Origin of the sequence: Falsibacillus pallidus (assembly GCF_050990905.1) — a bacterium.
Classification (GTDB): Bacteria; Bacillota; Bacilli; order Bacillales; family DSM-25281; genus Falsibacillus; species Falsibacillus pallidus_A.
Genome location: NZ_CP158866.1, coordinates 2207903 through 2231958, shown reverse-complemented (window position 1 = coordinate 2231958; position 24056 = coordinate 2207903). Strand labels below are relative to the sequence as shown.

The following is a 24056-nucleotide window of genomic DNA, read 5'->3' as shown; positions in this document are numbered from 1 at the left end:
TCGAGGCGAACTAAAATTGATTCGCTTTCTTTTCTGTTATTGAATGATTGAGAGATGGATAGTTTATCAATGGAGTTGTCGTGATGAATTATATTATTAGTTTTATATTACCTTACTTGTTAGGGAGCATCTCAGGAGCATATCTTGTAGTGAAAGCAATGACAGGTAAGGACGTGAGATTAATAGGGAGCAGCAATGCAGGTGCAACCAATGCTGGAAGGGCAGCTGGGAAAATCGGATTTTTACTGACTCTTCTTATAGATGCACTAAAAGTATGGACAGCTCTATTTATTGTCATCAAGATTACTGGTACTGGCAATAATGAGTTGATTTTATTAATCTGCTGTCTTGGATTAATGGTCGGACATCTCTTCCCACTCTTTTTAGGATTTAAAGGGGGAAAAGGGGTAGTGGTCTACCTGGCATCTGCCTTATATATATATCCTTTTTCAATTCTCGTATTTGCTGCTGTTATGATGGTGTCCTATGGAATTCTTCGAAAATATACCATCTCTGGCTTTATTTCTATGGCTTCCATCCCGTTATCAGCAGTGATGATATCCGATTCATGGATGATTACCTTGAATCTGTTGTTATTATTTTTCTTCGTGTTGGCATCGCATAATAAATCAAATCGTTTAAAATCAGATTAAAAAGGCTGTCCCAAAATTGGGACAGCCTTTAGTTCATTACGCTTTAACAGTTTCAAGGTATTCATCATATGTCATTTGCTTATCAATCAATCCGTCTGGAGTGAGTTCCATGATTCTGTTTGCAATGGTTTCGATGAATTGATGGTCATGGGATGAGAAAATCATGGATCCCTTGAAAGCAATCAATCCATTATTCAGCGCCGTAATGGATTCCAGATCCAAGTGGTTGGTCGGTTCATCCAAAAGAAGGACATTAGCACCGCTCAACATCATCTTGGAAAGCATGCAGCGCACTTTTTCTCCACCAGAAAGTACACTTGCTTTTTTGTTGACTTCTTCTCCTGAGAACAACATACGGCCTAGGAATCCTCGAAGAAATGACTCGCTTTGGTCGTTCGGAGAGTACTGGCGAAGCCAATCAACCAAGTTCATATCACTGTTTTCGAAGAACTCAGAGTTGTCTTTTGGGAAATATGCCTGTGAAGTAGTGACTCCCCATTTAAATGTTCCGCTGTCAGGCTCCATCTCACCTGCAAGGATTTTAAACAATGCCGTCTTTGCAGCTTCATTTTTGCCGATAAGGGCAATTTTATCATCTTTGTTCATGATGAAACTTACATTATCAAGCACTTTTTCTCCATCGATTGTCTTGGATAGATTCTCGACACGCAGCAAGTCGTTTCCGATTTCACGTTCAGGAGAAAATCCAACATAAGGATATTTACGGGAAGAAGGCCTGATATCGTCAAGGGAAATCTTGTCGAGAAGCTTCTTCCTAGATGTAGCCTGTTTAGACTTCGATGCGTTTGCACTGAAGCGTGCAATGAAGTTTTGAAGCTCCTTGATTTTTTCTTCTTTTTTCTTATTCGCATCCTGCGCCATTCTTTGAGCCAATTGGCTGGATTCATACCAGAAATCATAATTTCCGACATAAACTTGAATCTTGCCGAAGTCCAGGTCAGCAATATGGGTGCACACTTTATTTAAGAAGTGGCGGTCATGGGAAACGACGATGACAGTATTCTCAAAATTGATCAAGAACTCTTCAAGCCATTGAATCGCCTTGATGTCCAAGTGGTTGGTAGGCTCATCCAGTAAAAGTACATCTGGTTTACCGAACAATGCTTGTGCAAGTAATACTTTTACTTTATCGGAACCATTCAAATCAGCCATTTTTTTGTAGTGAAGATCTTCGCCGATGCCAAGCCCTTTTAATAGAATAGCCGCTTCAGATTCAGCTTCCCAACCATTCAGCTCAGCAAATTCACCTTCAAGTTCAGCCGCTTTCATACCATCTTCATCACTGAAATCTTCTTTCATGTAAATCGCGTCTTTTTCCTGCATTACTTCATAAAGGCGGGTATGGCCCATGATGACCACTTTAAGAACTTCAAATTCTTCATATTCGAAATGGTTCTGTTTCAAAATGGCCAAACGTTCACCAGGCGACATGAAAACAGATCCGCTTTGCGGCTCAAGTTCACCGGATAGGATTTTAAGAAATGTAGATTTACCCGCACCGTTTGCTCCAATCAGTCCATAGCAATTGCCGGGTGTGAATTTTATATTGACATCTTCAAAAAGTTTGCGGTCTGCAAACCGCAAACCTACGTTACTTACGGTAATCATAATTGAATTCCTCCAAAACTAATATCTAGCAAATTATATCATTTAACGGGCTGGATTGCTAATAGCTTTGATAAAGGATTCTTTAGTGGATATTGTTATAGTGAAATTCAATTCGTTGGAGGGAAATAAATCAGAAATTCCCAGCCCCTCGAGTCATAAGCCGTACCTCTACGGAAATCAGGATTTCCTTCGAGTGCCGTCTTATGCTGGTCGGAGCTTTCAGGGCGCTTGCGCTTTTCTAATTGTCCAGCTCCAGCGCCCAGCCCCTCGAGTCATAAGCCGTACCTCTACGGAAATCAGGATTTCCTTCGAGTTCCGTCTTATGCTGGTCGGGGCTTTCAGGGCGCTTGCGCTTTTCTATTACGGAATGAAAGAATGGTGGTTTTTAGGGATGCATAGCTGCCGATTGCGGCATAGCCATAAAAATAGCCCATAAAGAGGCCGGAGATGAGATGTCCTTTGTGGCTGTAAAATACAGAGATAATAATGCCGAGGAGCAGTGCTAGAGCAGGTACATAAGTTTTTGGGAGCTTGCCTGCAATCTTGATGAATTGAGTCAGTATCATGATTACAGGGATGGCCAAAACCGCATCCCAGAAGTTTGTATGAATAATAGGAAATGTCATTCTAAAATGGTACCCCTGTCAAGGACACAATAAAAAAAGAGGTTAAGCAGCTTGAAGATGATTCCTATATTGAATAGGGGTCATCTTTTTTAAATTCCACTGATAACGGTAATTGTTATAGTAAACCATGTAATGATCTATTCTTGATTTCAATTCTTTCAACGTTTTTGCTGTTTTATAATCCACTTCATCCTTCATGTGGCCAAAGAAGGATTCCTGTGGGGCATTGTCCCAACAGTTGCCTCTACGTGACATGGACTGACCCAAGCCGTATTTCTTTAATAACTTTTGGTATCGGGGGCTTGTGTAGTGACTTCCTTGGTCCGAGTGGATAAAGGCGTCTTCATGAAGCGTAACTTTCTTATTGTTCTTCAATTTATGGAGCGTCCTTGTCGCAATGTCCATGGTAATCCGGTCAGATATATGGTAAGCCAGAATTTCATTAGTACAGGCATCTTTCACGGTCGACAAATAGGCCATACTATTACCGTTATATGGCAAGTAAGTGATATCCGTCAGTAACACTTTCCCAGGGATCCCCTGTTTGAAGTCCCGGTTTAATTGGTTCGGGACAACCTGATGCTCCTTCGTTGCTTTAGCGATTTTTTTATAAGGATTTGGCTTTCGATGAGGACAGACGATGTCATATTTCCTCATGATTCTCCGGATCTTTCTACGGCTGAAGATAATGCCATACTCATTCTCTAAAATCATTTTAATGGAGCGTGCGCCTTTCTTATATCCACGCCGGTTAAAGGCCTTTAATATGAGTTCCTTGGCTTCAAGGTCCAGTTTCTCCCTTGCCTCCCGGACAGAGGAAGCATTCAGGTAGCTATAATAACCAGAACGCGAAACCTCTAATAGACTACAGAGATACTTGGTCATCCCCCTAAATCCATTTTGTTCAATGGTCTCCTGAATCAATTGATAAGCCTTATTTGGATGTAGGTTTTCGTTTGCCTCTTGCAGCCTCCTTTCTGTCGTTTCTAGCTTTTTTAACAACTCTACCTGTCCTTCCAACAATTCAATTCTAGCCTTTTGTCTTTCGATTACTTCTGAAGGAGTGAGTTCTCGTTGTAAGGGACGACCGGACGCATTTTTCCTTGAATCTGTCAGTCCAATCAAACCATTTTTTTCATAAGCTTTCTTCCACCTATGGGCTGACTGTTCAATTCGTTTTATTCCAATGACCTCCGCATTAAATCCATTCTCCTCAAAGATCTGGCGAGGAAGTTTGCCAGCCTGATATTCATCAATAAATCTACTTTTAAATTCCTCTGTATAGGTAATAGACTTTTCGCTGACCTGTTGTACATTCGGATTTTTTTGAAGTGTTTTTATCTCTTTAGATGAAAAAGTAATTTTACTCATATGTTGTCTCCTAATCCCCATGTTCTGAAATTAAAGTATATAAAAAATACCTGTAGGCTGAACACTCTTTTTTTTGAGTGTCCTACCTACAGGTACCATTTTATTCTAATCCCTCTTTTTTTATTGGAAGTTTTCCTATTAGGATGAAGCAATCACAGATTTTTATCCTTATCTGATATTGATTTTCGGACCGCTTCTCTCATTTTCCTTTTTGGATCTACCTTCTTTTTTCATCATTTCATTTGTTTCCTCTTTTGGGAAAGGGGTTTGTTTTCTTTCACTATTTTCCCCATAGGTAGCCCCTATATATAGCTTTCCATGAAGCTCCTTGATGCCAAGCTGCCCCAAATGGTTGTTCGTTTCGTAGCGTTCAATTATCAACTTTTCAATATTGACCGTTTCCATTAGAATGGATTGCTTATTTTCTTCAGATATCTTTTTTATTTCTTTTCTTAGTTTTTTAATTTCTTTGGATAATTGGGTTAAGTTCTCTTCATAATTCGGACTTGGTCTGAATAATTTTTTTAAAAACATACTCATCCCTGCTTAGATTTATTTGTTTGAATTAAGGACACTGATCTTTTGGGCGAGCTTGTCCAATAAGCCCGCCGATTGCTTATTATTCTATTCAAGGGAGGCGGAGAACATGAATTTTTCTTTTACTAAAATGAATATTCAAGGTCTGAAAGTGAATATTATCGGTCAGGGCTGTGTATTGAATTATGGGCAATCACAATTGGTTAACCGAAATGCAGTCATTAAAAAAAACCAGGGATTCGGAGAACAGAATGCAGATGAAGTCTTTACATTTAATCCTATTTTTGAAGTAGACGATGGGGACATAGAGGATAATAACTCAATCAAAAAAAGCTTCCCTTGTAAATAATCCTTATTCGATTTCAACGATTTCTCCTTCCATGAAAAATCGTTCATAAGATATTTGCAAAATGCCATTATCAAATTTTGCCGTAAAGTTTTGTTTATCTGCAGGTACAGGGAGTTTGATCCTCCTCTCAAATGCACCATGAAATCTTTCGCGCTGCAGAACCGAAATTCCATCAGGAAAGGTATCCGCAGCCCCTTTCAATAATAATGTTTCCCCATTAAGAATGATTGTAATTTGATCTTTTCGGAATCCTGGCAAATCAATGAAAAGAATAATATGTGTAGACGTTTGAATGATATCAACGAGTGGAAATTCAGACTTTTGCTCTTGACTTTGAAAAGGACCTTTCCGATGGATATCATTCATAAATTCACTTGCTTGATTACTGTTCATGACATTATTCCAGAAATCCTGGCCGTACATTTGCTGGGCAAAATCCATCCATTGTTTGAATTTATTTGAATCCATCAGTACTGCCCCCTTTCCTGCCACATATTCCATGTGTTTTATTCATATAGTTAACTGACGAAGGAGGGATTTGATGTCAATGCCAACTCCTTATGTAAATATTAATATTTACATGATCAAAATTAATTCCTTTGAAAATGCCTCCGCTGTAAATATCGGACAGAACATGCTTTCGGAATGGCACAATTCAGATAAAAAAAATCAAGGATTCGGCCAAAATTTCGGGGATGGAAGTGGATTTATCGGAACGAGGAGCATGGTGGATGACCGAGATCAAATGGATTCCTTGAGTACATTTGAATCTGCCTGCCCCCCTATAGAAAGGGAGGATGGATAAGTGAATTTTGCTCCGATGGTAGTGAATTTTTTAGGTTTTAAGGTAAATGTTGTGGATAAATCAGCTATCGTCAATGTTGGTCCCAATCAGCAATTTGATATATTTGTCTCGACGAAATGGAATCAAGGGATCGGAGAAGAAAATGGAGACATTTCTGCTGTATATATTCCGATTACGTTTGTAAACGATACGGATGTCAATGATTCCAATTCTTTAAAGACGAGTTTTATTTAATACTTTTTTCAAGATAGCTGTGGAAAAATGTTGACATTATTGTCCAATTCCCATATCTTGAAAGAGAAGAAATAATATTTTATGATTTTTACGGCTGAAATTTCAGCCAACACCAATCTAACTAATTAAAGGAGTATGTTTTATGCTGGGAGTCGTTCTTAACTAATCCGTAATTTCATACGGTCTTTCCAATTGCAAACAAATTGCGCCATACGGACGCTTATTTGTTATGCCCTTGGCAAGATGTTAAGAACGATAATCATAGCTGGCATATTCCTATTGAAGGGGGCTGTGTATACGTGCACAGCCCTTTGTTTTATCAAGAAACAAAATTGACCTTATTGGAAAGGGTTATTACCCATATCCTTTTTAAGTGTATTTTTGTTTATTGAACTTCAATAAGATGAATCAGGGCAATTCTGTCCTGATAAACCGCAATGAGCATTTGTTCATTGCGGTTTTTTTATTTTTCGAATGGAGGAAATCACATTGAATCAACAAACATTTACAGTATTGGATTTTGAAAAAATCAAACAAGAGGCAGCACATTATGCCTTAACAGAATCAGGAAAAAAAGCCATAATGGATATTTATCCTGTAACGAATGCAAAACAGATTGAAGGATGGCTTGATGAAGTGACAGAGGCTAAGCAGATCCTTGCCAAATCAGCCAGCGTCCCGATACATGGACTTGAAGGAATCGAACTGATCATGAAACAGCTTCATAAAGGGGTGCCATTAAGGCCGGACGCATTGACTAAGCTGTATTATTTCCTTGATACATGCAGAAAGTTGAAGAGATTTATGAAAGACAAAGAATTTTTGGCACCACGTGTTTCTTCGTACGTTTACTCGTTGACAGAAATTTCTCAAGTAGCTGAAGAAATCATTCGCTGCATCCGAAACGGGATGGTGGATCAAAACGCCAGCAAGGAGCTTAACCGAATCAGAAAACAAATCTTGATTTTGGAAGAGCGGCTGAAGGATAAAATCGGGCAGATGGTCAAGTCAGCCAAATACAAGCCTTATTTACAGGATGCCATAGTCAGTGAAAGGAATGGACGCTACTGCCTGTCAGTTAAGAAAGAGCATAAAGGGAAAATTAAAGGGTCTATTTTGGATGCCTCGGCATCTGGTTCCACATTATTTATTGAACCAGAAGAACTGGCAGGTTTTCAGGAAGAGCTTTCCTATCTTCATACTAATGAAACGATTGAATGCGAAAGGATATTAAGTTATTTAACAGGATTGGTTGAAGCGAATGAACAAGAGCTGAAAATTGCAGTTGAGACCATGATTCACTATGATCAACTATTCGCCAAAGCGAAATACAGTTTGAATATGGATGGAAGCAGCGTTATGATCAATCAGCACCATTACATTCATTTGCTCGAAGCCAAGCATCCATTGCTGGGCAAGAATGCTGTACCGTTGACAGTGGAGATGGGGAAGGATTATGACGCACTGGTAATCACAGGACCAAATACCGGTGGGAAGACAGTAGCGATTAAAACTGTCGGCCTTTTGACATTAATGGTACAGTCGGGTTTTCATATACCGGTAAAAGAGGGATCGGAGGTTTCGATATTCCAGAAAATCCTGGTCGATATCGGGGATGGCCAAAGCATCGAACAAAATTTAAGCACTTTTAGCTCCAGAATCGTTAATATTATAGAGGTCTTGAAAGAGGCAAATGACCACAGCCTGATTTTGATTGATGAAATTGGATCAGGAACCGATCCGAGCGAAGGAATGGGTCTCGCCACTGCCATCCTGGATGAATTATATCGTAAAGGGGCGACGATCCTTGCAACCACCCACTACAATGAAATAAAAGAATTTGCAGAACAAACAGATGGCTTTGTGAATGGTTCGATGGAATTTGATATAGAAACATTGAAGCCTACACATCGGCTGCTCGTTGGAAAAGGGGGAGAAAGCCAGGCATTCGCTATCGCTTTAAGGCTTGGTATCCATCCAGCCATTATCAGCCGAGCCCATAAAATTACTTATAAAGAAGAAAAGTCATATGGGGAAAGTGAACTGAATTCTTCTGATAAAAGGGAACTGGATAAACAGCTTGCACTCAATCGCTATGCAAGACGAAAGAAATCGAGAGCAGTCCTTTCAAAAAAAGAAGGGGAAAAAATTGTCGCTCAATATCAAATGGGGGATAATGTGAAAATAACTGCTTCGGATGAATTTGGAATTGTATATCAAGGTCCTGATTCTAAAGGGGACTATATTGTTCAAATTCGCGGGGAAAAACATACTATCAATCATAAACGGTTTACACTCTATATTTCCGGTGCTGAACTTTATCCAGCAGATTACGATTTCTCCATCATTTTTGACAGCAAGGAGAATCGAAAGATCGATAAGCAGATGTCAAAAGGCCACAAAGAAGGTTTGACTATAAATCATGAATAGAAGAAAAGCTCCAGCGCCTTGAGGCGCTGGAGCTTTTCTTCTTTATTGATAATTATTTTCTAATTCATCGATCAATGAACCGACATAGCTTACAGCTTTTTTGATCGGTTCAGGTGTGCTCATGTCGACGCCGGCATGCCTCATCAATTCAAGAGGTGTCTTAGTGCCGCCCGCTTTCAAGACTTCAAGCCACCTGTCTACAGCAGGCTGGCCTTCTTCCTGAATAAGCTGGGCTGCAGCAGTGGAAGCTGTCAATCCGGCGGAGTAGGTATATGGGTAAAGGCCCATATAATAGTGAGGCTGCCTCATCCAGGTCAGACTTGCCCCTTCATCGATTTCCACAGTGTCACCCCAGAAAGTTGAAAGAACATCGGCTTTTTGTTCGCAGAATGTCTTCGCTGTCAATGCGCCGCCTTCTTCTGCAATCTTGTATATCCTGCGCTGGAATTCACCTTCCAATAAGTGAGTGACAAAATTGTGGTAGTACGTTCCAAGCAGCTGGGTGATGATCCAATTTCTCATTCGCTTATCCTTTGTGGTTGAGAGCATATGCTGTGCCAGAAGCATTTCATTCATAGTAGATGGAGCTTCTATAAAATAAGTAGACGGCCGCGTATTGAACAGGCTTTGCTCTTGATTGGCTAAATAAAAATGACCGGCGTGGCCAAGTTCATGGGCAAGCACGAAAGCTCCCCTCATCGTATCGGTCCAAGTAATTAAAATGTATGGATGGGCTACATAAGGACTTGAACAAAAGGCTCCAGTTGATTTGCCGACGTTGTCTGCCAAGTCGACCCATCTTTCCGATAGTGCTTTTTCCATTATTGCAGAATATTCAGGGCCCATGACTGCAAGTGCTTTTAAAATGATTTCAGAAGCTTCTTCAAAGGTTGTTTTAGGCAGATATTCAGAATCAAGCGGTGCCTTCAAATCACAGTACTTCATGGTATCCAAGCCTAGGATTTTCTTTTTCAGCTGGGCATATCTCTGCATATGAGGAGATAGTTCTTTTAAAATAGTATCGAGCTGGTTATGATACATATCCGTGGTCACTTTTTGAGGATGCAAAAGCATGTGTGTAACGGATTCGTACCCGCGTAATTTTGCAAGTGTCACTTGTTTTTTCACTTCAGTGGCATATGTAGCGGCAAAAGTGTTTTTGTACTGTCTCAAGGTTTTGGTAAATGAAGAAAAAGCTTTCCTGCGCTCATCTGCTTTTGGTGAAAGTTCATAGCGATCTTCATAAAGGGCAAAGGAAACAGGCTTTTCTTCCCCGGATTCATCCTCAAATGAATCAAATTGCATATCCGACAGTTTACTGAGCTGGTAAATGGTATAAGGTGCTTGATGTACATGTCCTAGTGCGGCAAGCACTTCTTCGGTTTCTTTTGAAAGCTGATACGGTTTGTCTTCTTGAATTTCATGTAATGTCAGTTCATAAGCTTCCAATCCTTTTTCATTTTGAATAAATTCTTCCAATTTCCCTTCAGGAAAATCAATGATTTCAGATGTGATAAAAGAAAAGGCAGCATTTGCTTCAGACATGAGGGAGGAAATCTTAGCGGAATTTGCCTGGTTGTCCGGATTAGTTCCATCTTCGGATTGCCTGAGACTTGCATACGTTCCAACACGGATCAATCGCTTCCACATTTCCTCATACTCTCCTAAACAAGCTAAAAGCAAAGAGGAATCCTCCTGCAATTTTCCTTTGAAGCGTGAAATATTCGGCAAATCATTAAGGATGGCAGACGATTCAAGATGGAAATCTTCCTCTGATTCAAACAATTCGCTTAAATCCCAAGTGTGCTCTAAAGGCACCTCATGTCTTTCCAATCTCTTCTGCTTTGTTTTTTCCATATGTATATCCCTCCAGCACTTTATTTCGCGTCGCTAACAAATATCATTATACTGGAAATCATTGTAGATTGATAGAACTATTCTGAATCTTCGGACATGTCAAGTCGCGGAAAAAAGGGATAAAGGCTTGAAAAAAGGGGAAAAAACAGCTCTTCTGTTTACCATTTTTCTTTTTGGAAATCTTCATAGAATGAAAGTATAAAAGTTTTTAATTTTGGAGGAATATTAAATGAATACTGGATCAATAAAGCTGGTCGAGCCTTCTGTTAATAAAGCATCATCCATCTGGAAAAATACCTCTTTTGTTTACTTATTGGTTTCGGGGCTTTTGCTCAGCATCGGAAACAAGCTTTATGAAATCGTTTTGCCATTGCTCATGTATGATTTGACGCATTCTTCGGTAGCCATGGCAAATATGAGGACAGCTGAACTTCTGCCCAATCTTTTTTTTGGCATCGTTGTCGGCGTGATTGTCGATCGGCTGAATAAGAAGAGATGGGCGCTTTGGATGATAGGGCTGCAATCGGGACTGCTGATATTCCTTTGGTATCTCTCGTTCCATCATATCATTCATTTATGGATGTATTATATTGTTGGATTCCTCTTGCTGACATTCAATTACGGTTATTTTAATACACAGATAAGCTTGATAAAGCTAAGTGCCACTCCACTTCAAATGACTTCAGCGAATGCGAAATTTTCATTTGTTGAATCATTTATAGGGATCATGGGACCAGTGTTTACCGGATTAGTATTCCTGCTCGCAAGAATTTCAGATGGGATTCTGCTGGCCGCTCTTGTGTATATCATCAGTTTTTTTACTTTGACCAGATTAAGGATAAGAGAATCCCGTTCTCCGGAAAATGAAAAATCCTCATGGATGGAAGAATTAAAAGAGGGTTGGTTTGCTTTTAAAGCAAATGCCGTTCTTTTTAAGACGACAATCTATACCATACTATTAAACTCTTCATTTATTGTAGTCAGTACAACGGTGATTTACCTCGCAAAGGATGGAATGCACATAAAAAATGCGGTATTGGCGGTCATTTTCTCGGTTTCCGGTTTCGGCGGACTGATTGGCAGCCTTTTGGCCAGTAAAGCAAGGGATCTCTTTGGGATAGGGAAGACATTGGGCTTCGCAGCGATCATAAATGCAATCGCTTATTTTGTCCTCTTCCTTACAGGCAGCATCTATTTGCTCGTTGCTGCATTGTTCATTCACGGCGCTGCCACAACATTGAATAGCATCTGTGTCTATACGATAAGACATGAACAAACACCCTCCCATCTGATTGGAAGGATCACAGGGATCACTGGGACGTTATTCCGGATGGGGATGCCTGTCACTATGTTTTGTTCCGGATGGATCATGATGTGGTGGGGACCTAAAGTCATTTTTTTAGGCAGTGCAATATTAAATATCCTAGTCGTTTCCTTTTATGTAAGATCGATCTTATGGAAAATCAGATAGATGAGGATCAGCCAGCTGAAAACCGGGTTGGCTGATTTTTCTTTTTAAGAAGGGTTTCGAAAGACCTATCAAGAATGATAGAGATAGAAAGGGAGAATGAACATGGAACAAACACATTTACGATTTAATAACGGTATCGCCATGCATAAACCTGAGAACATCAGAAATAAAGAAACAGAATGCCCCTTCTGCCGAAGAGAAGAACTTTCCGGCATCATTGATGAAAAAGGAAGCATTATCCTTCTAAAAAATAAATATCCTGTTCTCGAGGATACTTTTCAGACCGTTTTAATAGAAACGGATGATTGCGACGGGGACATCTCACTATACTCCAAACAGCATTTACATGAACTATTTTCATTTGCCATCAATCATTGGCTGATGATGGAGAAGGATCCAAGATTCAAATCCGTCCTGATGTTTAAAAACCACGGCCCATTGTCTGGAGGAACATTGAAACATCCCCATATGCAGATTGTCGGCCTTGAAGGCATGGATTATCGCCGCAAAGTTTCGAGAAGCGATTTTGATGGGATTTTGATTGAAACTAATGAGGGAGTGGAATGGACATTATCAACTTCTCCAAGAATCGGATTTTACGAATGGAACGTCATCATGCAGGATAAGGGAAATGTTTCGCAGCTTGCGGACTATGTGCAGAAGACCATTTACTACATATTGAATCAATACAGAATCAAATGCAGCAGCTATAATCTATTTTTTTACCACATCAGGAATGAGATTGCTGTAAAAATCATGCCACGGTTTGTCACATCTCCTTTGTTCGTGGGCTATTCCATTCCGCAGCTGCCTATTAATCTGGAGGAAACAGTGAGGGACATCCAAAGCAAGCACTGTTGATAATCAAATTGAATGGAGGAATAGTTTGATATGTTTGGGATAAAAGCTTACGGTCTCTACTTTCCTTTTAATCGTCTTGAACGAAACAAGATTTCACATTTTCATGGAGGAAAGCCTCAAAAAGGTGAAAGATCTATCGCCAACTTCGATGAGGATAGTTTATCCTTAGCCGTCAACGCCTGCTGCAATTTGTTTTCTTCCTATAAAAATGCGAAGCCCGAAGCCCTCTATTTTGCAACAACGACACCTCCATATGCTGAGAAAATGGGGGCTGTAACCATCCAATCTGCCTTGGATCTGCCAGAAACAATCGAAACAATGGACTACGGACACAGCTTAAGAGCCGGCAGTGGTGCATTGAAAGCGGGTTTGCATCACAGGATGAAACAATGTGATATTTTAATAGCAGCGTCCGACATGAGGGGAGGAAACCCGAACAGCGAGATGGAATTAAACTGCGGTGACGGAGCGGCATCAATCCTTATTGGCGAAGGGGAAGATGTCATAGCAGAGTTGATAGGTTCCGCCTCCATCAATAGTGAACATCTGAGTGTATGGAGGAATGAAGGGGAAAGTTATGCGCGTCAATGGGAAGATCGGTTTGTGCAGAATGTTGCCTTGCAGTCTGCAAAAGAAGCGCTGAATACTGCATTGAGGGCAGCAGAGTTAGACCTGAAAAGGATAGACTCTGCGCTAATATCGGCGCCATTCTCAAAATTCCAGATTCCGTTTGTAAAAAGTCTTGGTTTTACGGAAGGACAGGTAACGGAAATGGACGATAGCTGGCACGGTCATTTAGGAACAGCCAATCCACTGGCAATGCTGGCCAAATCTTTGGAAAAAAGGAATCCCGGGGAAATAATCCTCCTGTTGAATATCAGTGAAGGATGCGATGCATTTCTTTTCCGTTGCTCAGAAAAAATAAAAGACTTCCATCCCCATAAAAGCTCTACATGTTTTAAAAGATATAAGAATACTTCCACCACCTATGGAGAAGTCCTCAAGTGGAGGGATAAGATTGAAGTTGATAATGGAAGGAGGCCAGAGGCAAAACAGCCTTCTGCTCCGGCATTATGGAGGAATAGAAAAGGAATTCTTTCTTTTCAAGGAAGTGAATGCAAGCGCTGTCATTCTCCGTTTTTTCCTGCACAGCGAGTCTGCCCTTCCTGCGGATCAGTCGACGAAATAGAACCGTATTCGTTTAAAAGGAAACGTGCTTCAATATTTACGTATACGATGGATTTTCTTGCTTCGTCCCCTTCATCACCATCTGCTTTTGCAGTGATTGATTTTGAAGGAGGAGGAAGAATGCTCGCTCAGGTAGCTGATTGGGAAGAAGGTGATCTGCAGATTGGGAGAGAAGTAGAGTTTAGCTTTAGAAAGTTATACACTGCATCTGGCATCCATAATTATTTTTGGAAGGCAGTGCCAACCCGAAAGGAGGAAGAAGCATGAAAGGGATCAGCGACAAAACGGCCGTGGTTGGCATGGGGTGTACCCAATTTAAAGAACATTGGGATAAAAGTACGGATGATTTGATCATTGACGCAGTACAAGAAGCATTGAACGATGCGGGAATCGAACTGGCTGATATTGACGCGGCATGGATCGGTACCATGGACTCCGGTTATGCAGGAACGACGCTTTCTTCAGCATTGAAGTCGGATTATATTCCGGTTACCCGAGTTGAGAATATGTGTGCCACAGGGTCAGAGGCATTTCGGAATGCCTGCTATGCAGTTGCAGCCGGGGCATATGATACGGTTCTTGTTGTCGGGGTGGAAAAGTTGAAGGATTCCGGCTTTAGCGGACTGGTCATCAATAGTCCTGACGGAGATGGGACATTTCCCAACATCACTGCCCCTGCTGCTTTTTCTTTATTGGCACCGGCCTATTTCCATAAATTCGGTTTGGATAAAGCCGCGGGAAAAGAGGTTCTGTCGCGTATTGCTTGGAAAAATCATCGAAATGGTTCTCTCAATAAAAAAGCACAGTATCAAACGGAAATTCCTATGGAGAAGATCATGAATTCCCCCCTAATTGCGGAACCTTTAGGGATATTGGACTGTTCAGGTGTTGCAGATGGTGCTGCCGCCGCCATCATCATGAGAACAGAAGATGCAAAGAGGCATAAAAAAAATCCGATGTATATAAAGGCGTTGGCTGTTGCAGCGGGTAATGGAGAAGGAATGCTAATGCAGGGATTTGATTTCACATCCATAAAAGAAAATCTAGCTTCTTCCTCCTCTGCCTATAAGCAAGCAGGAATCAGAGATCCAAGCAAAGAAATAGATATGGCAGAGGTGCATGATTGTTTTACCCCCACAGAACTGATTATTTATGAAGATCTTGGATTCAGTGAAAAAGGGAAGGGCTGGAAGGATGCAATGAATGGGAAGTTTGATTTGAATGGCAAATTGCCAGTCAATCCAGACGGGGGCTTAAAGTCTTTTGGACACCCCATAGGTGCGAGCGGACTTCGAATGCTTTATGAAATGTATCTGCAATTCCAAGGCAGGGCAGAAAAAAGGCAGTTAGATAATCCAAAAATAGGCTTGACCCATAATCTTGGAGGATATCCTTGGCAATGTGTATCATTTGTTTCCATTATAGGAAAAGAGCTTTCATAGATATAGTCAAAAGGAAGGTGAATTGAGATGCAGCATCCTTATTTGACAGACGATCATAGAGAATTTCGAAGAACTGTGAAGAAGTTTTTGGATAAAGAAGCTTCGCCTTTTTATGATCAATGGGAAGAAGAGAGGTTGATCCCCCGCTCGTTTTGGAGAAGAATGGGGAAAATGGGCTTTCTTTGTCCCCATCTCTCAGAAATGTATGGGGGAAGTGAAACGGATTGGGGATATTCCGTAGTCCTCATAGAAGAATTGGAGCGGGTAGGTTCAGGGCTGGTAGGAATTGGATTGCACAACGAGATCGTCGTTCCCTATCTTGAGGCATACGGAACGGAGGAACAAAAGCAGAAATGGCTGCCGGGGTGTACGGATGGCAGCATCATTACAGCTATTGCCATGACAGAACCGGGTGCGGGCTCAGACTTGGCGAATATACGAACCTTTGCTCAGGAAGAAGGGGACTCCTTTATAATCAATGGCCAGAAAACGTTCATCACAAATGGAATACAAGCTGATCTTATCCTCTTGGCATGTAAAACAGATTTAACCGCATCTCCTGCCCATAACGGCATCAGCCTCTTTCTTGTTGAAGAAGGGACCGAGGGTTTTTCAAGGGGAAGGAAATTAAATAAGATCGGCCTTCACAGCCAGGATACCGCTGAATTGTTTTTTGAAGATTGCCGCGTCCACAAAGATAACCTCTTGGGGGACGCCGGAAAAGGATTTTATTATATGATGGAAAAACTTCAGCAGGAAAGGCTGATCGTCGCTATTTCTGCACAAGTTGCTGCAGAGGAAATGCTTAGAATGACCGTGGACTATGTTAAAAGCAGAAAGGCATTCGGAAAACCTGTCTCAAAATTTCAGAATAGTCAGTTTAAAATAGCGGAAATGGCAACAGAAGTTGAATTAGGCAGGGCATTTTTGGATCAATTGATTGCTGGCCATATGAGAGGGGAAGAGGTCACCCAAAAAGTCTCCATGGCGAAATGGTGGATTACCGATATGGCAAAGAAAACGGCGGGGGAATGTTTGCAGCTGCACGGGGGGTATGGATATATGGAAGAATATGAGATTGCCAGGAGATATCGTGATATCCCTGTTTCTGGCATATATGCTGGAACCAATGAAATCATGAAGGTGATCATTGCAAAAAATATGGGTTTATAAGGGGGGGCAGCCATGAAATCGTTTGTAGATAAGGCAGGATTGAAAACAAAGGAATTCGGCTTCACCATTGAACGGGGCAAGATTAAGGAATTTGCTCAGGCCATAGGGGATCTAAATCCCATTTACTTTGATTTAAGTGCTGCTTTGGAGCAAGGCTATGATGATATTCCCATCCCGCCGACTTTTGCTACAGTGATAGAAATGTGGGCAGGGTTGGATTTTGAAAAATTAATCGAACTGCTTGAGTTGAATCCTTTGAATGTGCTGCATGGGGAGCAAGAATATGAATATATGAAAACAATCTGTGCAGGTGAAGTCATCTCCGGTCAGATGGAAGTGGTGAAACACGTCCAAAAAGGCAATATGGACTTTTTTAAACTTGAGACGGTCTTTCGGGATTCAACTGGATTGATAGCAATGATCAGCCGATCGACTGTCATCGAACGCCACTAGGAGGGGTCAGGACATGAAAAAGGAATTGCAGGCAATCAATAAAAATCCCCTCACCCATTCACAATTGGTGAAGTATGCGGGAGCCTCCGGAGATTTCAATCCAATCCATACTGTTGTGCCAATTGCTCAAGAGGCAGGTTTAAAGGACTGCATCGCCCATGGAATGCTGATCATGGGGATGGCGGGTGAAGCCATTTGTACATGGTTTCCAAGGAAATCTTTAAGGCAGTTTCAGGTCAGATTTCAAAAAATGACATATCCCGGAGAAAAGCTTTCAATCAGTGGAAATATCCTTAGAGAAGAGACTGATGAAAAGGAAACGTATGTCCTAGGTGAAGTCGCTGCGATAAATGAGGAAGGAGAAGTGAAGCTGAAAGGAACATTTACAGTCAAAAAAGAGGAGTGATTCAATATGATGGAAAATCAAGTTGCCATTATTACGGGGTCAGGCAGAGGTGTAGGAAAAGCCTGCGCCATGCAAATGGCACAAGCAGGAGCAAAGGTCATCATTTCTGATAGGGATGAAGCCCCTGCCGTCGAAACTGTCGAGGAAATTCGGGCGGGTGGCGGTGAAGCAGCTTATTTCATTGGGGATGTGACGGCACCTGAATTCGCCAGGGAGTTGATGCATTTTGCTGTCGAAACCTATGGTGAAATCGATGTCCTGGTGAACAATGCGGGCTATACATGGGATGGCATGATCCACAAAATGACAGACGAACAATTTCAAGCGATGATCGACATCCATTTAATGGCGCCATTCAGACTCATTCGCGAGGCATCTCCATACTTCAGGGATGCTGGTAAAAAAGATAAGGAACAAGGCATCGAAAAGTATCGAAAAATCGTCAATGTTTCTTCTGTCGCAGGAGTTATGGGCAACGTGGGCCAAGCGAATTATTCATCAGCCAAAGCTGGTTTAATCGGCCTTACCAAAACAGTTGCGCGGGAATGGGGAGCATATAATGTGAATTGCAATGCTGTGGCATTTGGACTGATCGATACCCGTTTGACACAAAGCAAGGAAAAAGGTGAAATGGTCAATGGCTCTGCTGTAGGCATTCCTGAAAAGGTCAGGGCCATGTTTGAAAAATCCATTCCACAAGGAAGAGCGGGTACTGCAGAGGAAGCGGCTAACGCCATCTTTTATCTAGCTTCCCCGCTATCCAATTATACCAATGGCCAGGTCCTGCATATTAACGGGGGCTGGTATACGTGATGTTAAAAGGGTATCGGATACTGGATTTTTCCTTTTATCTTCCGGGTCCATACGCCTCCAAAAGACTTGCCGAAATGGGGGCTGAAGTCATTAAAGTTGAGCCGCCTGAAGGAGATCCTGCCAGATCAGTTGGAGGCGGCCATGTCTTCTCTGCAAATAATCGCGGAAAAAAAAGCATTCAGGTTGATTTGAAAAACGATAAAGAAATAGAAAGATTAAAAAAATTGATTACAGGCACGGATGTCATACTGGAAAGCTTTCGTCCAGGAATCCTGGACCGTTTTGGTCTAGGTTATGAGTCAGTAAAAAGGATAAAAGAGAATATTATTTACTGCTCATTGAGAGGCTACAGCGCGGTAAACGAACGCAGGCATCAGGGAAGCCATGATTTGAATTTTCTGGCATTAAGCGGCCTCCTTTCACAAATGGCCGATGCAGATCATTCACCTATCCATCCTACCCTTACAATCGCAGATCAGGTTGGTGGAATTAAAGCTTCTGAATCAATCCTTGCTGCCCTCCTGCACAAAGAACGGACTGGTGAGGGAGCACATATTGAGGTATCTATTTTAGACGCAGCGATCGACTTAATGAATAATCACTTTCAATATTTTAATTACAGTAAAAGGCATAATGGAATTCCTGAGTTAGAGGGTTTAAACCCGAGATATGCCATCTATGAAACCCTTGATAATCGCCATGTGGCATTGGCAGCCTTAGAAGATAAGTTCTGGTCAAACTTCTGCAAAGGCATGAATTTATCTTCTTTTAACCCTGCACAAGGAGAACTGAAGGCCATATTCCGTATGAAGACCTTCGAAGAATGGACAAGGTTTGGCATCCTCCATGATTGCTGTCTGACACCTGTCCTTTCAATTGAGGAGGTGTATTCGCAGCAAATTAAAAACTCAATAGCTCCTGATGGTAAAAGTTTTTCATCATTGAACCCTTTTCCCAGTTTAGGGGAGCACAATGAATTATTCCTGGGAGAATCAATTTTTCATGAACAAATAAAAGAGGGGGAATAGAATCAAATGATGAACACGCCATTACTTCTAACTTCATTTATTCACCGAGCAGAAAAGTATTTTCCTCAGAAACAAATCATCTCAAGAACCCTTTCCGGAATACAGCGTTTTACTTATTCAGACTTTGTCAAAAGGACCAGACGGCTTTCGAGTTCATTAGAGAAGCTTGGAATGGAGCCTGGCAGTAAAATTGGGACATTTGCCTGGAATCATCACAGACACCTGGAAGCATACTTTGCAGTACCTTGCTGCGGAGCAGTCCTTCATATGGTCAATATCCGCCTTTCTCCCGAACATCTGGTTTATGTCATCAACCATGCAGAAGATAAAATCCTATTGATTGATGAAGATCTCGTACCGGTCATTGAAAAGGTCCGCGATCAACTGCATACAGTTGAAACATTCATCATTATGTCTGATGAAAGTTCTCTTCCAGAAACCACTCTTTCTCCTGCATACTCTTATGAAGAACTGGTTGAAAAAGGTGATGAGCATTATGCCTTTAAAGAAGATTTAGATGAAAATTCTCCAGCAGGAATGTGCTATACATCTGCTACAACCGGTAATCCAAAAGGAGTCGTATATTCCCACCGTGGAATTTATCTCCATAGCATGGCTATAGGACTGGCTGATACACTTGCTCTTTCCGAACGGGATGTCACGATGCCTGTAGTCCCAATGTTCCATGCAAATGCCTGGGGGCTCCCATTCGCATCTGTATGGTTTGGAGCAACGCAGGTCCTTCCTGGTCCAGGCATGACACCTGCCATTATCGCCAAATTGATCCAGGATGAAAAAGTGACGTTTACAGCCGGGGTCCCTACCATTTGGCTTGGGCTTTTAAAGGAACTCGAAATGAACGACTATGATATCAGCAGTCTTCGGGCATTGATCTGCGGCGGTGCTGCAGCCCCCAAAAGTGTCATCAGGGCATTTGAACAAACCTACAGAGTGCCTTTCATTCATGGGTATGGGATGACTGAAACAAGCCCGATTGCGACATTGTCTACAATCACCAGCAGCATGGAAGGGGCGTTAGGTGAAGACTTGATTGATATCCGCGCCAAGCAAGGACTTGTTGTCCCGGGGCTTGAAATTAAGGTCATCAACGAAAATGGTGAGGTGCCTTGGGACGGAAATACAATGGGTGAATTGATTATCAGGGGGCCATGGGTCGCGGAGGAGTACTATCGCGATGAAAGGAGCAAGTCCACTTTCAAGGATGGCTGGCTTTATACAGGGGACATTGCAACAATCAATAAACAAGGCTGCATTAAGATTACAGATCGGACGAAAGACCTTATAAAAAGCGGCGGTGAATGGATTTCTTCCGTTGACCTGGAAAATGCACTTATGTCACATGAAGGAGTATTCGAAGCAGCTGTTATCGCTGTGCCTCATCCCAAATGGCAGGAACGGCCTCTTGCGTGTGTTGTATTAAAGGATGCCTATAAAGATTCAGTAAGCAAACAAGAATTATTAGACTATCTTGCTCCCCAATTCGCCAAGTGGTGGATTCCGGATGATCTTCTATTTATGCAGGAAATCCCAAAAACTTCTGTAGGGAAGTTTCTGAAACGCGCGTTGAGGGAACGGCTTCAAGAACATTTCATAAACCAATAAATGAGATGGAGTGAGAAGAGTATGTACGTAACCATAGGAAATGTTTTTGAACAGACAGTCAATCGATATCCCCATAAAGAAGCATTGGTCGATCTAACGTTGAATAAACGATGGACCTTCCAACAATGGAATGAAGATGTCAACCGGACGGCGAATGCATTAATGGATAATGGCGTGCGAAAGGGGGACCGGGTATCGACATTTTTGTACAATGGGAGCGAACTGGCCAGTCTTTATTTTGCATGTGCGAAAATCGGAGCGATATTGAACCCGATAAATTTCCGTTTAAAGACAGAAGAAGTGGCTTTCATATTGAATGATGCCAAACCAAAGATCCTTTTATTTGAGAAGAGTCTATCGCAGCAGGTCGATGCACTCCATGAACAATTCCCGGAAACGTTAATCTGGTCAATCCATGAGGAGACATTGCCATATGCCCGCTGCTTCTGGGATTGCATTTCTGATAAGCCAGCAGAATTGGCCCCTCAAGATGTTACGGAAAATGATATCTATGCCATCATGTATACGAGCGGTACGACTGGAAGGCCAAAAGGGGTATTGCACAGACATCGGGATATGATTGAACAGAGTTTGACGTGCATCGCAGTCAAGCAGATCCGTCCTAAAGATATCGGCTTGGTCGCAGCTCCGATGTTTCACTGTGCAGAACTGCATTGCTGCTTCCTGCCTCGTGTGCATGTCGGCGCCAAAAATGTCATCATCCACCACTTTAATCCGAAAGAAGTACTTAACACAATATCTTCTGAAAGGATAACCACATTTTTTGGTGCACCGACAATGTGGAATATGCTCCTTCAAGAAGATTTGTCAGAAACGGAATTATCTTCCCTTAGGATTGGTTTATATGGAGCCGCACCAATGGCGCCTGTCCTTGTTACGGCAGTAAGGGAAAAGCTGGGGATAAACTTGATTCAAGCGTATGGCCAGACGGAAATGGGTCCTGCAGTCAGTTTTCTGTTAGAAGATGAACAGATCCATAAAGCAGGGTCTGCCGGAAAGGCGTGCTATAACCATGAAATTCGTATTGTTAAGCCAAATGAAGATGGACCATCTGAGCCGGAGGAGGTTTTACCCCCTGGGGCAGTAGGGGAAATCATTGTAAGAGGACCATCCATGATGGCTGGTTATTTCAATCGGGAGGAAGCATCCGAAAAAGCCCTTTATAAAGGGTGGTATCATACAGGAGACCTTGGCTATATAGATACAGACGGCTATTTGTTCATAGCTGATCGGGTGGATGACATGGTCATCAGCGGCGGAGAGAATATTTATCCGCGGGAAGTGGAAGATTTCCTGTTTGAACATGAAGGAGTCCTGGATGCTGCTGTACTTGGTGCACCTCATGAAAAATGGGGTGAAGAGGTCATTGCATTTATTGTCAAAAAAGACCCTTCTCTTACAGATGAAATCCTTGATGCTTTCTGTAAAGGAAGTGCTAAGCTTGCAGATTATAAACGACCAAGAAGATATTATTTCGTCGACCAGCTGCCGCGGAATGCGAGTGGCAAAATCCAAAAGTTTTTACTGAAAAGCAGCCTGAAGGAAATAGACACACCTGTAAAATGATTCCAGACTGCCGGCATCTGTTTATGTTTGATGCCGGTTATTTCCTTCATTCACTGACTAATTTACAAATACAAGGATGAAGTAAAATGATGAAAATTAAGCAGCATGATGAAATCATTCAAGCAGAAATGAAAGTCACTTTTGCCAAGCAATCTCTTTTTGTCAATCTGTACTTGATCGACGGAATACTAGTGGATACGGGTCCATCATCAAAGGCAAATGAGGTGATCCCACTTCTGAAAAGCTGGGATTATGATCAAGTCATATTGACTCACCATCACGAAGACCATTCGGGATTGGCGCCATGGATTGAAAAAAATATGGATGTGCCCATTTTCATTCACCAGCAGGGTGTTGACCTTTGTACTAAAAGAGCGAAACTCCCTTTCTATCGAAAGGTTTTTTGGGGAGATCGAAAGGCGTTTAATCCCGATATTTTACCGGAAAGGCTAAATGGGAGGAAATATGAATGGGAATTCATTCATTCTCCAGGGCATTCACCAGACCATGTTGCTCTTTATAATCAACAAAATGGCTTGATGTTCGGAGGGGATTTATATGTTTTAGGGAAGCCAAAAAGCCTATTTGCATTTGAAGATGCTTCAATCTTAATGGGTTCGATACAAAAAGTATTGCAATATGATTTTGAAACGTATATTTGTTCACATGCAGGGATCTTTAAGGATGGCAGGAAGATGCTCCAAAGAAAGCTGGATTACCTTGAAGAGGTGAAAGGGAAGGTTGAATCACTTCAGCAGAGGGGGTGCTCTCAAAGGGAAATCACCAAGACTTTGTTTCCTAAAAAGCATGCCCTGAATTATTTATCAATGTTCGAGAATTCCCCTTCCTATTTAGTGAAGTCTTTCTTTCAGCATAATCATGTATAGAGAGGAAAAAGAGAATGAAAAAAATTTATAGAGATTTTTTTCTTCATACAGAAATAGCTATTTTGATGGTATTAACCATTTGTTTGATTGGTGCCTCTTCATGGAGAGGATTAACATTGTGGCACTTCTTGTTTTTTGCTGCTGGTTTAGTAGTTTTCATGTTCAGCGAATATTTGACCCATCGATTTGTTTTCCATTTGAAGGCGCCGAAACATCCCTTTCTTTTAAAATTATTAAAAAGGCTTCACTATGATCATCATGTTTATCCAAACGAACTTCATTTATTATTTCTGCCGATTTGGTACAGCCTTCCGAGTATGATTGCCTTATCTGCAATCTTTTATGGACTTCACCATGAATGGTTTCATACCTTCTCTTTTTCGGCCGGTCTTCTTTCTATGCTATTGATTTATGAATGGACTCATTATGTTGCACATACACCTGTAAAACCCAAAACCAAATTTGGAAAATGGCTGAAGAAAGTTCATATTCTGCATCATTATAAAAACGAAAATTATTGGTTCGGGGTTTCCACTCCATTTGTAGACGTCCTATTTGGCACTTTAAAGGATGAAAAAGATGTAGAAATGAGTGGGACAGCCCAAGATCTTGAGAAAAAGACAGTTTCGTAGG

24 protein-coding genes are annotated in these 24056 nt (G+C 41.5%); 18 read left to right on the top strand and 6 right to left on the bottom strand.

All coding sequences use genetic code 11. The annotated features are described in order from the left end of the window. Positions 1-83 precede the first annotated feature (83 nt). A complete protein-coding gene (locus ABTV07_RS11755) occupies positions 84-653 on the top strand; it encodes a glycerol-3-phosphate acyltransferase (RefSeq protein ID WP_433742499.1) in 570 nt (189 codons plus the stop codon). A gap of 36 nt (positions 654-689) precedes the next feature. Here the strand turns inward: ABTV07_RS11755 and ABTV07_RS11750 are convergent, their stop codons facing one another. The 4 genes from ABTV07_RS11750 to ABTV07_RS11735 form a co-directional block, all read right to left on the bottom strand. Continuing rightward, positions 690-2282 carry an ABC-F family ATP-binding cassette domain-containing protein gene (locus tag ABTV07_RS11750; protein WP_433742497.1) on the bottom strand — a complete coding sequence of 531 codons (1593 nt, stop codon included), beginning with the start codon at positions 2280-2282 and terminating at the stop codon, positions 690-692. Positions 2283-2620: 338 nt separating this feature from the next. After that, positions 2621-2908, bottom strand: a complete 288-nt coding sequence (locus tag ABTV07_RS11745) for a hypothetical protein (protein ID WP_433742495.1) — start codon at positions 2906-2908, stop codon at positions 2621-2623. A 42-nt stretch (positions 2909-2950) separates the two neighbouring features. Next, a complete protein-coding gene (locus ABTV07_RS11740; RefSeq protein ID WP_433742493.1) occupies positions 2951-4279 on the bottom strand; it encodes an IS3 family transposase in 1329 nt (442 codons plus the stop codon). 168 nt (positions 4280-4447) lie between these two features. Continuing rightward, the gene (locus ABTV07_RS11735) at positions 4448-4813 is read right to left on the bottom strand and encodes a hypothetical protein (RefSeq protein ID WP_433742492.1); all 366 of its coding nucleotides are present in this window, start codon (positions 4811-4813) and stop codon (positions 4448-4450) included. A 112-nt stretch (positions 4814-4925) separates the two neighbouring features. Between ABTV07_RS11735 and ABTV07_RS11730 the strand changes: the two genes are divergently transcribed. Further along, positions 4926-5165 carry a hypothetical protein gene (locus tag ABTV07_RS11730; RefSeq protein ID WP_433742490.1) on the top strand — a complete coding sequence of 80 codons (240 nt, stop codon included), beginning with the start codon at positions 4926-4928 and terminating at the stop codon, positions 5163-5165. Between the two features lie 3 nt (positions 5166-5168). Here the strand turns inward: ABTV07_RS11730 and ABTV07_RS11725 are convergent, their stop codons facing one another. Then, positions 5169-5633, bottom strand: a complete 465-nt coding sequence (locus ABTV07_RS11725; RefSeq protein ID WP_433742488.1) for an Hsp20/alpha crystallin family protein — start codon at positions 5631-5633, stop codon at positions 5169-5171. Positions 5634-5706: 73 nt separating this feature from the next. Between ABTV07_RS11725 and ABTV07_RS11720 the strand changes: the two genes are divergently transcribed. The 3 genes from ABTV07_RS11720 to ABTV07_RS11710 all read left to right on the top strand — a co-directional run bounded on the left by ABTV07_RS11720 (position 5707) and on the right by ABTV07_RS11710 (position 8634). Next, the gene (locus tag ABTV07_RS11720; protein ID WP_114745512.1) at positions 5707-5970 is read left to right on the top strand and encodes a hypothetical protein; all 264 of its coding nucleotides are present in this window, start codon (positions 5707-5709) and stop codon (positions 5968-5970) included. Continuing rightward, positions 5971-6204 (top strand): hypothetical protein, encoded by a 234-nt coding sequence (locus tag ABTV07_RS11715; protein ID WP_114745513.1) that lies wholly within the window; start codon positions 5971-5973, stop codon positions 6202-6204. It abuts the gene before it with no gap. A 489-nt stretch (positions 6205-6693) separates the two neighbouring features. Continuing rightward, the gene (locus tag ABTV07_RS11710; protein WP_433742487.1) at positions 6694-8634 is read left to right on the top strand and encodes an endonuclease MutS2; all 1941 of its coding nucleotides are present in this window, start codon (positions 6694-6696) and stop codon (positions 8632-8634) included. A gap of 42 nt (positions 8635-8676) precedes the next feature. Here the strand turns inward: ABTV07_RS11710 and pepF are convergent, their stop codons facing one another. Continuing rightward, positions 8677-10491: an oligoendopeptidase F gene (gene pepF / locus ABTV07_RS11705; RefSeq protein WP_433742485.1), complete on the bottom strand. Its 1815-nt coding sequence runs from the start codon at positions 10489-10491 to the stop codon at positions 8677-8679. A gap of 229 nt (positions 10492-10720) precedes the next feature. Here pepF and ABTV07_RS11700 point away from each other — a divergent pair, with 229 nt between their 5' ends. The 13 genes from ABTV07_RS11700 to ABTV07_RS11640 all read left to right on the top strand — a co-directional run bounded on the left by ABTV07_RS11700 (position 10721) and on the right by ABTV07_RS11640 (position 24055). Continuing rightward, positions 10721-11962 (top strand): MFS transporter, encoded by a 1242-nt coding sequence (locus tag ABTV07_RS11700; protein ID WP_433742483.1) that lies wholly within the window; start codon positions 10721-10723, stop codon positions 11960-11962. Positions 11963-12064: 102 nt separating this feature from the next. Then, on the top strand, positions 12065-12823 hold the full coding sequence (locus ABTV07_RS11695; protein WP_433742481.1) for a DUF4931 domain-containing protein: 759 nt from the start codon (positions 12065-12067) through the stop codon (positions 12821-12823). Positions 12824-12853: 30 nt separating this feature from the next. Continuing rightward, positions 12854-14278 (top strand): OB-fold domain-containing protein, encoded by a 1425-nt coding sequence (locus ABTV07_RS11690; protein WP_433742479.1) that lies wholly within the window; start codon positions 12854-12856, stop codon positions 14276-14278. Continuing rightward, positions 14275-15453 carry an acetyl-CoA acetyltransferase gene (locus ABTV07_RS11685; RefSeq protein WP_433742477.1) on the top strand — a complete coding sequence of 393 codons (1179 nt, stop codon included), beginning with the start codon at positions 14275-14277 and terminating at the stop codon, positions 15451-15453. Before ABTV07_RS11690 ends, ABTV07_RS11685 begins: the two co-directional genes overlap by 4 nt. A gap of 27 nt (positions 15454-15480) precedes the next feature. Further along, positions 15481-16626, top strand: coding sequence for an acyl-CoA dehydrogenase family protein (locus tag ABTV07_RS11680; RefSeq protein ID WP_433742476.1), 1146 nt, complete (start codon positions 15481-15483; stop codon positions 16624-16626). Between the two features lie 12 nt (positions 16627-16638). Then, positions 16639-17079, top strand: coding sequence for an FAS1-like dehydratase domain-containing protein (locus ABTV07_RS11675; protein ID WP_433742475.1), 441 nt, complete (start codon positions 16639-16641; stop codon positions 17077-17079). 13 nt (positions 17080-17092) lie between these two features. Beyond that, a complete protein-coding gene (locus tag ABTV07_RS11670; protein ID WP_433742473.1) occupies positions 17093-17485 on the top strand; it encodes a MaoC/PaaZ C-terminal domain-containing protein in 393 nt (130 codons plus the stop codon). 6 nt (positions 17486-17491) lie between these two features. Beyond that, a complete protein-coding gene (locus ABTV07_RS11665) occupies positions 17492-18298 on the top strand; it encodes an SDR family NAD(P)-dependent oxidoreductase (protein WP_433742471.1) in 807 nt (268 codons plus the stop codon). Then, the gene (locus ABTV07_RS11660; RefSeq protein WP_433751205.1) at positions 18298-19326 is read left to right on the top strand and encodes a CaiB/BaiF CoA transferase family protein; all 1029 of its coding nucleotides are present in this window, start codon (positions 18298-18300) and stop codon (positions 19324-19326) included. The genes ABTV07_RS11665 and ABTV07_RS11660 overlap by 1 nt, the downstream gene beginning before the upstream one ends. A 6-nt stretch (positions 19327-19332) precedes the next feature. Beyond that, positions 19333-20949: a long-chain fatty acid--CoA ligase gene (locus ABTV07_RS11655; protein WP_433742469.1), complete on the top strand. Its 1617-nt coding sequence runs from the start codon at positions 19333-19335 to the stop codon at positions 20947-20949. Between the two features lie 21 nt (positions 20950-20970). Further along, a complete protein-coding gene (locus tag ABTV07_RS11650; protein WP_433742468.1) occupies positions 20971-22536 on the top strand; it encodes a fatty acid--CoA ligase in 1566 nt (521 codons plus the stop codon). Between the two features lie 86 nt (positions 22537-22622). Then, positions 22623-23423 (top strand): MBL fold metallo-hydrolase, encoded by an 801-nt coding sequence (locus tag ABTV07_RS11645; protein WP_433742467.1) that lies wholly within the window; start codon positions 22623-22625, stop codon positions 23421-23423. A 14-nt stretch (positions 23424-23437) separates the two neighbouring features. Next, entirely contained in the window at positions 23438-24055 is a 618-nt protein-coding gene (locus tag ABTV07_RS11640; RefSeq protein ID WP_433742465.1) for a sterol desaturase family protein, read from the top strand. Position 24056: the final 1 nt, after the last annotated feature.

Excerpts from the sequence above, each read along its gene's own strand:
- ABTV07_RS11755 (WP_433742499.1), top strand. The coding sequence starts at position 84 with ATGAATTATATTATTAGTTTTATATTACCTTACTTGTTAGGGAGCATC.
- ABTV07_RS11750 (WP_433742497.1), bottom strand. The coding sequence starts at position 2,282 with ATGATTACCGTAAGTAACGTAGGTTTGCGGTTTGCAGACCGCAAACTT.
- ABTV07_RS11745 (WP_433742495.1), bottom strand. The coding sequence starts at position 2,908 with ATGACATTTCCTATTATTCATACAAACTTCTGGGATGCGGTTTTGGCC.
- ABTV07_RS11740 (WP_433742493.1), bottom strand. The coding sequence starts at position 4,279 with ATGAGTAAAATTACTTTTTCATCTAAAGAGATAAAAACACTTCAAAAA.
- ABTV07_RS11735 (WP_433742492.1), bottom strand. The coding sequence starts at position 4,813 with ATGTTTTTAAAAAAATTATTCAGACCAAGTCCGAATTATGAAGAGAAC.
- ABTV07_RS11730 (WP_433742490.1), top strand. The coding sequence starts at position 4,926 with ATGAATTTTTCTTTTACTAAAATGAATATTCAAGGTCTGAAAGTGAAT.
- ABTV07_RS11725 (WP_433742488.1), bottom strand. The coding sequence starts at position 5,633 with ATGGATTCAAATAAATTCAAACAATGGATGGATTTTGCCCAGCAAATG.
- ABTV07_RS11720 (WP_114745512.1), top strand. The coding sequence starts at position 5,707 with ATGTCAATGCCAACTCCTTATGTAAATATTAATATTTACATGATCAAA.
- pepF (WP_433742485.1), bottom strand. The coding sequence starts at position 10,491 with ATGGAAAAAACAAAGCAGAAGAGATTGGAAAGACATGAGGTGCCTTTA.
- ABTV07_RS11700 (WP_433742483.1), top strand. The coding sequence starts at position 10,721 with ATGAATACTGGATCAATAAAGCTGGTCGAGCCTTCTGTTAATAAAGCA.
- ABTV07_RS11695 (WP_433742481.1), top strand. The coding sequence starts at position 12,065 with ATGGAACAAACACATTTACGATTTAATAACGGTATCGCCATGCATAAA.
- ABTV07_RS11690 (WP_433742479.1), top strand. The coding sequence starts at position 12,854 with ATGTTTGGGATAAAAGCTTACGGTCTCTACTTTCCTTTTAATCGTCTT.
- ABTV07_RS11685 (WP_433742477.1), top strand. The coding sequence starts at position 14,275 with ATGAAAGGGATCAGCGACAAAACGGCCGTGGTTGGCATGGGGTGTACC.
- ABTV07_RS11680 (WP_433742476.1), top strand. The coding sequence starts at position 15,481 with ATGCAGCATCCTTATTTGACAGACGATCATAGAGAATTTCGAAGAACT.
- ABTV07_RS11675 (WP_433742475.1), top strand. The coding sequence starts at position 16,639 with ATGAAATCGTTTGTAGATAAGGCAGGATTGAAAACAAAGGAATTCGGC.
- ABTV07_RS11670 (WP_433742473.1), top strand. The coding sequence starts at position 17,093 with ATGAAAAAGGAATTGCAGGCAATCAATAAAAATCCCCTCACCCATTCA.
- ABTV07_RS11665 (WP_433742471.1), top strand. The coding sequence starts at position 17,492 with ATGATGGAAAATCAAGTTGCCATTATTACGGGGTCAGGCAGAGGTGTA.
- ABTV07_RS11660 (WP_433751205.1), top strand. The coding sequence starts at position 18,298 with ATGTTAAAAGGGTATCGGATACTGGATTTTTCCTTTTATCTTCCGGGT.
- ABTV07_RS11655 (WP_433742469.1), top strand. The coding sequence starts at position 19,333 with ATGATGAACACGCCATTACTTCTAACTTCATTTATTCACCGAGCAGAA.
- ABTV07_RS11650 (WP_433742468.1), top strand. The coding sequence starts at position 20,971 with ATGTACGTAACCATAGGAAATGTTTTTGAACAGACAGTCAATCGATAT.
- ABTV07_RS11645 (WP_433742467.1), top strand. The coding sequence starts at position 22,623 with ATGATGAAAATTAAGCAGCATGATGAAATCATTCAAGCAGAAATGAAA.
- ABTV07_RS11640 (WP_433742465.1), top strand. The coding sequence starts at position 23,438 with ATGAAAAAAATTTATAGAGATTTTTTTCTTCATACAGAAATAGCTATT.